The following is an 11110-nucleotide window of genomic DNA, read 5'->3' on the forward strand; positions in this document are numbered from 1 at the left end:
ACCGCCGAGGATGCTGGCGGACAGCAGGGCCGCGTTGATCGCGCCAGCCTTGCCGATGGCCAGAGTGGCGACCGGCACGCCGGCGGGCATCTGCACGATGGACAGCAGGGAGTCGACGCCTGAAAGCATGGAGGACTGCACCGGCACGCCGAGCACCGGCAGATGGGTCTTCGCGGCGCACATGCCAGGCAGGTGGGCGGCGCCACCGGCACCGGCGATGATCACCTCGATGCCGCGGCCAGCGGCCTCTTCGGCGTACTGGAACAGCAAATCGGGGGTGCGGTGGGCGGAGACCACCTTTACTTCCTGGGGAATGCCAGCTTGTCCAGCATGTCGGCGGTGTGGCTCAGGGTGGACCAATCGGACTTGGAGCCCATGATCACGCCTACGAGTGCGCTCATCGTCGTGCCTCTGAAATGAAGAAGCCACGCGGTGGACGTGGCTTGGGAAATGAGCGGCACCGTATAGACGAAAGCGATGCGCAGAATCCTAGGCAGGGCCCGCATACAAGTGGGCCGATGTCATACCTGGCACGGCTTTGGCCGTTTCACATCCCTCCAAGCAACGTTTGCGCGCCTCGACGATTGCCGCCCCTATCAGTTGACCAGGGCCTCGAGCTGGTACCGCGCCAGCCAGCCAGGCTCGCGCCGGTCCATTTCTGCCTTGAGACCGGATAGCATCCGCAACTCGACGCCCGCCATTTGGTGCCCCTTTCGATACGCCAGGTCGAAGAGCGCATAGGCACGGGCTTGGTTCTCGCTGGTCCCGCCCTTAGCAAGCATCGCACTCCCCCTCTCGTAAAGCTGCTCTGCAGATTCTTGGGCGCTGTCGCCGGCGGTGCCATACTGCTGCAGCGCCTGACCACCGATCGCTGCGTCCGCAGGCCTCCCGAACCGCGCGAGCGCCTTGGTCAACTGACCTGGCGCCTCTGCGTCGCCTCCCGCGGCTGCGGCGCGCAGGTAATCAAGGCCTCGCTCAGCGTCCTTCAGGTCAGGCTTGTAGAGGCCAAGGTAGAGCATTCCCAGCTCGCGCTGCGCTCGGATACTGCGCTCGGCTGCCTGGGTCATCATCGTCACACCGCGTTGCCGCCCAGCCGGATCGCTCTCGGTGCGCAGCAGCTGCCACGCGAGCACGCGCAATGCTTCCGGATTGCCAAGATCTGCAGATGCCTGAAGGTGATTGGCGACGAGCGCTCTGTTTCCACCATTGAGCTTGCCGTCCGCATAGACCTTGGCCAACTCATAGTGAGCTTCGGCACTCCCTTGTGCCGCCGCCATCTCGAGCTTGGCAATCATGCCGTCCTGATCGCCGAGTTGGCCGAGGCGCCGAGCGTCTTCTACCACTTCATCCGAGGGTTCGATGGGTATCGCTGCAGCAGGCGTAGCGGAAGGAGCGACGCTGGGAGCGTCTGCCTGCTGGGCCGTAGCTGGGGCGGTACCCGGCAGCGGGTCGGATTCTCGTGGCGTCCAAAGGGGCGGCGGTACCCAGTCCCGATCAGCGGGACCGGCGGGTGACTTGTAGACCGTGTAGGGCTCATGAACCTGCTTGCGGGCGCAGCCGGCTACCAAGGCGCTACCTAAGAGCGCCAGCGCGATGAGCTGGATGGGGCGTTGCATGGCGATGCTCCTTGAGCTGCTGAGTCGCCAGGGCCGACGACCCCGCGCCTGTGACTGCTTTGAGGGTCTAGGAGGTGCGTTTGGCGAACTGAGTGGCAGAATCGCTATCGGCGTACAGCGGCGCGCGCGGTGAGCCAGGATGAGCATTGTACAATATGCTCTCATGAGATAGTTTTCTGCCGGGATGACTATTGGAGGTTCATTGCATGAAGAAGCCAGAACTGGTCGCGTCCATTGCTGAGACGACTGAAATTACCAAGATCCAAGCGGGCTTTGCCGTGGACGCGATCGTCCAGGTGATCTCCGACACGCTGCAGAAAGGCGACAAAGTCGTGGTACCGGGCTTCGGGACCTTTGAGGTCAAGGCGCGAGCCGCTCGCACAGGCCGCAACCCTCAAACGGGCGAGGAGATTCAGATCGCCGCCGCCAAGCTTCCTGCGTTCAAAGCCGGGAAGGCGTTGAAAGACGCGGTGCAGTAACTCCGCCTCTTCATGCCGACGGCCACGTCGGCATGAATTGCCTCTCCCCTCTCCGCCTCACCAAGGCCGGCTGGCGCAGTTCGACAGCTGGTGACAGCTGGTGCTGCAAGCTTCTTGGATGGACTACCCGAGGCGCGGCCCCTCGTACTTCGGCCGATCCAAGGACGGCGACGACGACGCCACTTCCACTGCGCCAGCGAGCCGGGCAGCTTGAGCAAGCTCTTGTCTCTGCCGGTAGTGAGCCTGGAGGTCAGCGCCCGGCGTATAGGACTGAGCCTCCTGTTGCTTTTCCGCTTGTTTGACCTTGTGGTAGATCTGCCCGAGTCGCTGCCGCATAGCTGCAGCTCCATTCAGGAGCTGCTCTGCCTCAGTGCGCATCTTCGCCTGCTCGAGCGCTTTGGTCAGCACGCGGTTTCCACCGAGCCCTACCACGCCCGCCGTTACGGCCAGCGTTCCTGCCGCAATCGGCGCCGCCGCAGCCATCGTGGCAGCAGCACCTACCGCGGCAACGGCCGCGATTGCAAACCCTGCCAGGCGCACGATCCGTGCGGCGTCAGGTGCCATGAACTGAGACCTCTTCACTCGATCTTCGAGTGCTTGCTGCACCCGACGCAGTCGAAGGTTGGTGCTCTGAATGTCCTGAATGGCTGTGGTTTTCATCAACGCCTCCAAGCTCGAGTATGTCATTGGATAATATAGTACCGTTTTAGTTTGCCGAATTATCTGTATAATTTGCCCGTGTAACGTTTCTGTGTAATCTTGTTGTGTAACGACCGTGTGTTACGGGACCGTATAACAAGACGCACGCCAACACGGAGAATTGAGATGGATCCAACGTCGGCCCAGATGTCGCCGCTAGCCCAAGCGATCCGCGCGAAGTGGGCTCCCGTCACCGTCAGCATGAATTACAAGGGGGGCGTGGGTAAGACGCTCTCGCTTCGCGTGCTGGCGCAGGGGCTAGCCGAACTGCCGTGGTTCCATGGCGGCAAGCCGATTCTGATCATCGATCTCGACCCCCAGGGCAATACGTCCCGGCGCTGGAACCTGTTGACTCCGGTACCGGACAGCTACGGCGATATGATGCCCAAGCCTCATCCAGCCCTGGCTGACGAGGCCTTCAACTACAGCTCCGTGTGCGATATCTGGGGCAAATTCCTCGGCGGCGAGAGCGTAGTGCCCGAGCCCTACGAGACGGCCAATCCGTTGATTCACGTGGTCCCCGCGGACGAGCGACTGATGCGCCGCATCATGCAGCTCGACGAGAGCCAGGTCAGCGCCCTGGGCGGCGCTATGCGTCAGTGGCTGCGATCGCCGGAAATTGCAGAGCGCTACAGCTGCGTACTGATCGATACCGCGCCGAGCAAAAGCAACCTGATCGATGCTGCGCTTACCGCAAGTACCCATATCTATATTCCCTTCGTGCCGGAGCCTCAGAGCGTTGAGGGTGTGTTCTCCATCCTTTCGTACGTGACACGCTTCGGCTCGCAGCGCGGCAATGATGTGCCTATGCATCTGCTTGGCATTCTGCCGAACATCGTCCAGCCCAGGACGTCGTTGCACCAAACCATGCTTAAGCAGATCAAGGACAGCCGTCTGGGCGAGTACCTAATGCCCGTGAAGCTGGATCGTAGGATCCCTTACGCGGAAACCGACGCCTCCAACATCACGCCCCAACAGGTCACCGAAATGGGGCCTGCTATTGCCAAAGAGGCGCGCCAGTTCATCACCTTCATGGCGAAGGCTATGAAAGAGACGTCGGCGTCCAGTGCTGGCCAGAGTCAGAGGGCCTGATATGAGCGAACAAGAAATGACTTCTGAAACCGCAGGGATAGCAGCACCGGTAGCCCCCAAATCGTCCAGACGTAAGCTCCTGAACGTCGATCTCGCCAGCGACCCTCAGCTTGATCGCGCTGCGACGCTCCTCAACTCGCTCAAGCACAACATGGAGCGGATGGAGATCTCCTACGCGCTAAGCGAGCTGCGCCCGTCGCCAGCCAATCCGCGCCGGCGGTCCCTCGATACAGCAGGCGTCACCCGCGACCGCATCGTCGAGCTGGCCAAAACGCCCAGGGAAAGTAAGAGCGAATGGCTTTCTCGGTTTGAGGCTTTCATCGACACGGTGTCCGAGCCCAAGCACAAAGCGGTTTGGGACGACCTTTTCGACCTGACCGCGTCGATCATGAAGACCGGGTTGCTGCAGCCCATCGTCGCGAAGCCGGACGGCGAGATTATCGCCGGTGAACGCCGGTACACCGCGTGCCTATTGGCCGGCCTGGCCAATGAGCGGGTGATCATCCGTCAGATGGAAGACGAGGTCATCCATGTGGCGCGCTTGGTCGAGAACCTGCGCCGGACCGACCTTACTGTTGCGGATGTCTGCGATGGTCTGCGTGCCTTTGCCGTCAAGGTCCTGAGCCCGGACGAGCCTCTTTCGCCCGATAACGACAAGGTAACTGCGACCGCCATCATGGATGTCATGGGGTGCGGCCAGACTCAGTCCTACTACTACCGCAGCCTGTGCCTGCTTCCTGATGGCGATCCGATGCTTGCTCGGGTCCTGGATGGCGAGTTCACCGGGTTGCGGAACGCGTATGAGGAGGTAAGCGCCTACCTTCGCAAGCTCAAGGTCAGCGGCGAGGCCAATACGCCTGGTCAGGACGGCGCAACGTCGCCGGCGACCAAGCCTGGCTCGCGTAAGTCCGGCCAAGGCGCCGCGGGAAAAGCGGCGGGACCGTCGTTCAAAGCCGTCCTACCGGGCACCGTCAGTGGCCAGCGCATCATCTCAGCCTTGTCGGCGATCGACGACCTGAGCGACGAGGTGCGTGGCGAGCTACAGGCGCTGAGCGATGGTTGGGTCAACCTTTCCGACAAGCTCCGGGTGCAGCGGCTAGCCGCTGCATTCAACACGGTTTCCGAATCCTTGCATGTGCTCGATGTCGACGATGCTGACTACACTGGTGACAAGTAATGGCTAGACGCGCGCTATCAATAGCCCCTCCTCCCCAGCTGTCAGAAGCCACCACCACCTATCAGGTGTGGCTGACTCCCAAGACCCTTGCCGACGTCGAGGCGGCGTTCGCTGAGTACCAAGCCGGTAGCTGGGCTGACTGGGTTCGTCTGGCGCTGACCCGCTTGCAGCGTGAGAGCGAGCCCGAGCAGCGCAGCTTGTTCGGTGGCGTGAAGCGCAATCCGCGCGAAGGCAAAGAGCTGCTGTCTTTCCGGGTGTATCAGTCGGACCTGGAGGCGTTCAAGCTGCTTGCTCAGCGTCACAACAGCAATGTCCAAAGCGTGTTGGCGACGGCGTTCTTCATGCAGGCGCTTGCGCCGGCTGACCTCCCGACTTCGCTCGTCGGGTAGGCCAACGCAAGCCTGTCTTTTCTGGGTAGTCGCCGGCGGCCTTTCGTGAGCCTTGACTCCATTGCCGCCGGCTCCCCAGGTCATCTCGCTCATTCAGCTACGCGAATCGGCCAATCCAGGGTCTGTCAGACACCGGTCCGCGGCCTAATGATTCGACGTCGTCTGGGCGGCTCAGCCTCACCGCTTGCCTCTTTTGGCTCAAGCCATGACGTCACCGACAGGTGCAACTTGAACCAACTGACGCACTCAGCAGAAATATAGCCGCCGTCCTGTAGACGGGCGAGCAAGCTATGCCCCACCCAGGCGTATGGAGCCTTCGCCACTACGTCGTCCCGGATACGCTCCGCAAGGCCCGGGCCATCCTGCGGCTCGCCTTCAAGGCGGCCTAAGACATACGCAAGCGGCTCGAAGCGTTCTATCGCCAGCGCCGGCAAATCGATAGCGGGCTCTATGCAGGGTTCACCGTAGGCGAGGTGTTCGAGCGCAAATTGCACAGGGTAGGGAGCCTCCCTGTAGTCCGCCTCCTCAGCCGCGGGAGTGAGGTAGTAGCGCATCACCCTCTCACCGATCCCCAGCGCTTTTGCCGCCTTGCGCGGGGTCAAGCCTGCTGCCCGGCATAACAGCCGGAGGTAGTGCGGGTCCGGCAGGTGCAGATAGGGAGCGTTGGGTTTCATACACCCACCTCCGCGCGATCACGAGCGACAGCAAGATCAGCCGCCTCTCGGAACGTGCGCACGGCGCTTCCCAAGTGCTCGAGGTGCGGATCTACCGGATCATCTAGATGATCGACACTGACGCCATAGCCGCCACCATAGGGGGTGGCGTCCTGAATCACGAGCCGGGTGGGCTGGCCGTCGCGAAGCAAGCGCAGCTCGGAATCAGTCTGTTCAGTAGCAGGGGTACGTTCGAAGGTGTAACGGGCCATGGTTGGTCCTCAGGGTCGCCTCGCCGGGTTGGCTGGCACCTAAGGATAATATCGGCACATTGTGCCGATATCTAGTCCTTCGTGGGCACGCTTCGTATAGGGGATGGCTGCAACGTTCGCTCAAGGCCGGCAAGCAGCTTGTCGCACGCTTGGCGTATGAGATGCCCCTGCAATGCTGATCCTGCGATCTCTTCGCACTGAGCAGGCGTGAGTCGGGCCAGAAGCAGATGCAGCGCTTCTGCCTCCTTTTGATCCAGGTGTTTTCCCGCATGCGGAACATCCCCGGGCGGCGCACGGCGGAAATCGACCTGGAGGTAAGCGCGGCTACTCATTGATGCTGTGTCCTGTACGGTCGGCACGATTGAGCCTCACGGCCAATCACAGAGTGCCAGGCTCGGTCCCGTAACCGGACAACTCTGGAATTGGTCATCACTTCCAATGTAGTCACGCAGTGCTAGCCTTCAAGTTCGGGCATGAGGCCCACCTATGGAGCGGATATGAACCCCACGAATGAGCAGAAGCTGATCATCCTGATGCTGGCGGACATCGCCGACAAGCTCGGAGCTGATACCCATTTCGACCCTAAGCTCGTCGCTAAAGCAATAAGTCATGACTCTGCTTGGATGCTGCCCTTCAAGTACGACATGGTGCTCACTGGTGCCGAAACTCCACCTAACGTGAGCTTCGTCATCAACGTGTTGGACATGTTCGAATTCCTTGAAAGGGCTGTGGAAGCGCTACCAGAAGCTAGTCAGGCAGAGGTTGCGGTCGCGCCAGGAGGCTTCGCGTCCAAATTCACAGGCTTCGACGGCAACAACGAGGGCGAGCACATGAGTATTGCTAGCCACCTCATCCATGACTTGGACCTGTTCGAAGAATTCGCCGGCCGCGATCTAAATAGCCATATCCCTCACGTGGAATGCTACTCGAGGATGTACGCGGCGTTTGAGCGCATTCGCCCCAACCTTGTTGGACGGGAACTGAACCAGGCTGAGGTTCTTTCAATAGTCGCCGAAGCAGTTCATCCAGATCGGCGATAGCCTCGGGGACTGATGCTCAGCTCAGTACCGGAATACCAATGACTTCCCAATCGGCCGGCGCGGGACTGAAGGAGACATCCCAGGGCCAGGCGACCTCAAAGGGCGTGGTTTCAGATGCGAAATCGTGAGTGTCCAGGTTGAGGAAGTCGAGGTACCACTCGATGCGCGCTGTGCTTCCGTCGTGCACCTGCCTCGCGATGACGACTAGGTGGTCGTAACCACGTGCTGGCGCGGCTGGCCGCGCCCAATCAGGAAGAAGCCGAGGGTGAGCCGGCGGCTCTGAACACGTTACGCCTCTGTAAAGCGATTGCGCCGCTGATTGGCCCATCAGATCTCCCTGGTGCGGGTGCTTAGTTGAGGGATTGGCACGCTTAGACGCGTCGGCCCGTTGCTAGCCGATGCTCGAGGACTTCTTGGCTATAGACCGAGTAGGCCGCCCAGGGCATCGCCTGGAGACGCTCAAGCGAAATTTCCTCGCCGCTGGCCTCGCAGTAGCCGTAGTCCCCTTCGTCGATACGACGGATCGCGCTGGCCACCTCCCGCAGATGCAGGGTCTGTCGTTCCACCTCGGCCAAGAGGCGGCGGCGCTCTTCTTCAACCGATCCCGAGCCCGACTCGTCCGAGGGGACAGCCAGCTGTGTCAGGGCCTGCCGGTGGAGCTCCACAGCGGCGCGGGTGACCTCAGCCCGTTCGGCTAGCACCCTGCGGAAGTGCGCTAGCTGTTTGTCATTCATGTACTCACCTGCAGGAATGCAGCTGATGTCGATCGACTTCATTGAGCAAGTCCTTATCGCTAATGGCGAATACCCAACCTATTGTTTACAGAAAGAAAAAGGTGATACAGCTCACATATACAATAGAGTATCTCTGTACTGGACTGCCGTTTGCAAGAGTCCACATTCGTATATACGATACCGTGTCGAAAATGCCTGCCACCCGCGCCATCGTTGGGTTCGGCATGGCCGGCAGTCGCGTTTGCCACCAGATGAGATCTCCGATGAGCGGGCAGTTAAAGCTTTACATCTACGACGCCCCCACCGGCGAGAAAGCCTGCGCGATCGTTAAATCGCGCTACGCGGCAGCTCAGTTATTCTTGGCCAACCCGAAAACGATCCAGCGGCGAAGCCAAGTCCTGGACCTCGACGACCCTCTTATCCCGCGTGATATCGCCAGCGCTCTATCGACTTACAGCACGCAGCCTGGCCAGGCCCTGCACCTCAGCCAGACCGGTTGGGTACCCGCTGACAAGGCCGAACTCGAACACCTGCTGGTGTCGGTCTCGCAGACTCAGGCCAAACACCAGTCCATCGACCCGCAGGCTGATCGCAATAGACTCAGAGCTCTACGCTGCGACGATGAGACCTGGCAGAAATTTTTGGCGCTGGGATCAACGCGATGGCTGATCCCTCAGGTAAGTCGCGCCTATGCGCGAAAATTTGGCAAAGCGAAGCCTGGCTCGGTGTCCGATGCGGACCAGGACGACGAATAGGTACCTGAGCAGTTCTAGCACCGTGGGCAAGCTTCGCCGGTAGACGCAACCGATTGCTTATTGGTACCGGTGTCGAAACTCGACCCGCACCCTCCCCTACTTCCCCGCCACTGACCGAACGACCTCAATAGCTCGAGCGGTAGTCGGTCCCCTGGTCCCAGCGAGACTGCCAGTGCCTGAGGTAGTCCGCGGCCAAGTCGGGCACCTCCCAGGCAACCAAGACGTTTTCACTGTTGGCCTTCGCCGCGGAGGCCGTGTAGTTGAAGCTGCCCGTCTCCACGGTTTGGCCGTCGACCACGATGACCTTGTCGTGCTGAATCTTGTACTTATCGATCGTGCGAAGCTGCACCCCGGCGTTGACGACGTAGTTCATGGCGTTTTTGGAGGCCTTGCCCTCGTTACCGTGCTCGTCCAGCACCAGCTTGACGTCCACCCCGGAGCGCGCAGCCTTCGCAAGCGCTGCGCTGATGGTGGGCGAGGTGAAGCTGTAGCCCATCATCCGCAGATCGTGCTTGGCCGAGCCGATCACCTTGAGCACGAGCGCTTCGGCAGACCCCTCAGGTGAGAACCCGGTCTGCAGAGACGCCGCGCCAGCTGGACCAGAAAGCACAGAAAGGGAAACGACGAGCGCGAGAAGTCGACGAGGCATGGGACACCTTGCTGAAATAAGCGTTGGGATAGAGAGCGGTCACTTGCCTGCGCCGCATGACGCAGGTGAAAACGCACGAGTACTGGCCCGGAAGCATCCGGGCCGGCACCTCAAGCGATCAGGCGAACTGCGCCAGGTGGAACTGTTGGTCCTGGCCCAGTCCGGCGAGCTGCACCAGGTCCTGGTGATCGATCTCCATGCTGCGAGTCTGACCCGAATGCAGGCTTTCGATGCGAGTAAGAGCGGTAGCGGCGTCACTCACCCCGGATAGAATCGTCTTGAGATCGACGGTGATGCCATCACGGTTCAGCGCGGCCACGTGCTTGGCAACCGCGACACGCGATTGCACATAGGTGGCGTCGCCAGAATGCTCGAGCGCGGCGCTCAGATAGGTCGCAAGGAAGGCGTCACGCGCCGCGCCATGATCCAGATCGTTTACCCACCAGCTGAGGCCTGCGGCATCGGCTGGGCGGCCGAGGACGTTGCCGTAGAGGTAATTTACGTAGTCGGTGTTGCTGAGGTTGCCGCCCTGCTCGCCGTTCTGCTTGCCGGCGGTGTACATCGCCGCGGCGATCTCTTGGATCCCAGCGGTTGGAGTCAGGCCTGCGCTGGTAAGAGCCGCCAGGTCATGCGCCCAGTACTTCAGGCCTGCGAAATCAGGCGCACGGTCGAAGCTCGCAACGTAGACGCCAACCAAGAAGTCAGCCTGACCACTCGATATTCCGTCCAGAGTGAGGTCTGCTGCAGGTAGGCCCAAGGAATCGTAGTGGGGGATCGCCTTGATCACATCAGCGGCCGACGGCGCGCTCTGCTTCTGCACAGCGGAGACGATGCCAGCCGTGATATCGACGTTGGATACTTCGCCGGCGTTCACCTTCGCCACGATGGCCGCCTTGTCGGCAGCGCTGGCTCCTGGGTAGAGCGCATCAACAAGCTGGGTGGATGAAACGGATGCGGCGTAGGTGTCGATATACCCAACGCCACCGATTACAGGCGCGTTACCGGGGAAAGCGTGCCCATAGCCACCCATGTGGAGGATCAGCAGCTTGGTGAAGGTGTCGTAGGCGTACTCGAGACCACGCATGGGCAGGAGCTCGTCGAATCCCGCCAGCAACTCGTTTTTCACTTCCGGGAAATTCGCAAGGTACTTATCGCATGCGAAAGCAATGCTAGCCCGCGCGGAAACTGAATCCATGTCGGTACTCCTCAGTTGATCCGGCACCATTTGCCTGACCCGATGATATATGTCGCGCTTAACCCGTAGGCGGCCCGCGCAGCGTTATTGCACGCGGTATTGGCGTTATTGATACCGCCCTGCCCACGCTCGTCGTTTTCGTTCGCAGCCCACGTAATGCTCGCTCTGACTTGAGACCAAGCATTCGAATAGCCCAAGCTCGGAGCGAGACTTTCGATCCGACCAAGCCAGTAGACGTATCCATCACTCTCCGGGCACCGGCGCGCGACGCCGAAACCGGTGTACTGACTGATGATTGCATCTCGATACTGATTTGGTACCGACGGCACTTGGTAATAGCCTGCGTCGCCTGAACTGCAA

14 protein-coding genes and 1 pseudogene are annotated in these 11110 nt (G+C 60.7%); 6 read left to right on the top strand and 9 right to left on the bottom strand.

Annotated elements, in window-relative coordinates; genetic code table 11:
• A pseudogene (purE, locus tag OXS31_RS23070) lies at window positions 1–401 on the bottom strand (5-(carboxyamino)imidazole ribonucleotide mutase); the annotation flags it as partial.
• Between the two features lie 195 nt (window positions 402–596).
• Complete coding sequence (locus tag OXS31_RS23075) at window positions 597–1616, bottom strand: hypothetical protein (RefSeq protein ID WP_267402308.1); 1020 nt, start codon at window positions 1614–1616, stop codon at window positions 597–599.
• Between the two features lie 206 nt (window positions 1617–1822).
• Between OXS31_RS23075 and OXS31_RS23080 the strand changes: the two genes are divergently transcribed.
• Window positions 1823–2095, top strand: a complete 273-nt coding sequence (locus OXS31_RS23080; protein ID WP_145155851.1) for an HU family DNA-binding protein — start codon at window positions 1823–1825, stop codon at window positions 2093–2095.
• 123 nt (window positions 2096–2218) lie between these two features.
• On the opposite strand, the gene OXS31_RS23085 is transcribed toward OXS31_RS23080, so the two are convergent.
• Window positions 2219–2755 carry a hypothetical protein gene (locus tag OXS31_RS23085; RefSeq protein ID WP_267402311.1) on the bottom strand — a complete coding sequence of 179 codons (537 nt, stop codon included), beginning with the start codon at window positions 2753–2755 and terminating at the stop codon, window positions 2219–2221.
• A 165-nt stretch (window positions 2756–2920) separates the two neighbouring features.
• Between OXS31_RS23085 and OXS31_RS23090 the strand changes: the two genes are divergently transcribed.
• From OXS31_RS23090 to OXS31_RS23100, 3 genes are read left to right on the top strand one after another with little or no spacing between them, the layout of a single operon-like run.
• A complete protein-coding gene (locus tag OXS31_RS23090) occupies window positions 2921–3886 on the top strand; it encodes a ParA family protein (RefSeq protein ID WP_267402313.1) in 966 nt (321 codons plus the stop codon).
• 1 nt (window position 3887) lies between these two features.
• Window positions 3888–5063 carry a ParB N-terminal domain-containing protein gene (locus OXS31_RS23095; protein ID WP_267402315.1) on the top strand — a complete coding sequence of 392 codons (1176 nt, stop codon included), beginning with the start codon at window positions 3888–3890 and terminating at the stop codon, window positions 5061–5063.
• Window positions 5063–5452 carry a hypothetical protein gene (locus tag OXS31_RS23100; protein ID WP_267402317.1) on the top strand — a complete coding sequence of 130 codons (390 nt, stop codon included), beginning with the start codon at window positions 5063–5065 and terminating at the stop codon, window positions 5450–5452. The genes OXS31_RS23095 and OXS31_RS23100 overlap by 1 nt, the downstream gene beginning before the upstream one ends.
• Window positions 5453–5577: 125 nt before the next feature.
• On the opposite strand, the gene OXS31_RS23485 is transcribed toward OXS31_RS23100, so the two are convergent.
• Window positions 5578–6126 (bottom strand): hypothetical protein, encoded by a 549-nt coding sequence (locus tag OXS31_RS23485; protein ID WP_346659873.1) that lies wholly within the window; start codon window positions 6124–6126, stop codon window positions 5578–5580.
• Window positions 6123–6377, bottom strand: a complete 255-nt coding sequence (locus tag OXS31_RS23110) for a hypothetical protein (protein ID WP_267402319.1) — start codon at window positions 6375–6377, stop codon at window positions 6123–6125. The genes OXS31_RS23485 and OXS31_RS23110 overlap by 4 nt, the downstream gene beginning before the upstream one ends.
• 497 nt (window positions 6378–6874) lie before the next feature.
• On the opposite strand from OXS31_RS23110, the gene OXS31_RS23115 reads away from it, so the two are divergent.
• Window positions 6875–7417, top strand: coding sequence for a YfbU family protein (locus OXS31_RS23115; RefSeq protein WP_267402321.1), 543 nt, complete (start codon window positions 6875–6877; stop codon window positions 7415–7417).
• A gap of 371 nt (window positions 7418–7788) precedes the next feature.
• Here OXS31_RS23115 and OXS31_RS23120 read toward each other — a convergent pair whose 3' ends face one another.
• The gene (locus OXS31_RS23120; protein WP_267402323.1) at window positions 7789–8193 is read right to left on the bottom strand and encodes a TraR/DksA C4-type zinc finger protein; all 405 of its coding nucleotides are present in this window, start codon (window positions 8191–8193) and stop codon (window positions 7789–7791) included.
• A 149-nt stretch (window positions 8194–8342) separates the two neighbouring features.
• Between OXS31_RS23120 and OXS31_RS23125 the strand changes: the two genes are divergently transcribed.
• Window positions 8343–8906: a hypothetical protein gene (locus tag OXS31_RS23125; protein WP_267402325.1), complete on the top strand. Its 564-nt coding sequence runs from the start codon at window positions 8343–8345 to the stop codon at window positions 8904–8906.
• 124 nt (window positions 8907–9030) lie between these two features.
• Here the strand turns inward: OXS31_RS23125 and OXS31_RS23130 are convergent, their stop codons facing one another.
• The 3 genes from OXS31_RS23130 to OXS31_RS23140 all read right to left on the bottom strand — a co-directional run.
• Window positions 9031–9555 carry a phospholipase D family protein gene (locus tag OXS31_RS23130; RefSeq protein WP_267402327.1) on the bottom strand — a complete coding sequence of 175 codons (525 nt, stop codon included), beginning with the start codon at window positions 9553–9555 and terminating at the stop codon, window positions 9031–9033.
• A gap of 118 nt (window positions 9556–9673) precedes the next feature.
• Entirely contained in the window at window positions 9674–10750 is a 1077-nt protein-coding gene (locus tag OXS31_RS23135) for a DUF4214 domain-containing protein (RefSeq protein ID WP_267402329.1), read from the bottom strand.
• An 11-nt stretch (window positions 10751–10761) separates the two neighbouring features.
• Window positions 10762–11110: hypothetical protein (locus OXS31_RS23140; protein WP_267402331.1), on the bottom strand; the 349-nt coding region annotated here is incomplete at its 5' end.

Origin of the sequence: Pseudomonas sp. GM_Psu_1 (assembly GCF_026544185.1) — a bacterium.
Classification (GTDB): Bacteria; Pseudomonadota; Gammaproteobacteria; order Pseudomonadales; family Pseudomonadaceae; genus Chryseomonas; species Chryseomonas oryzihabitans.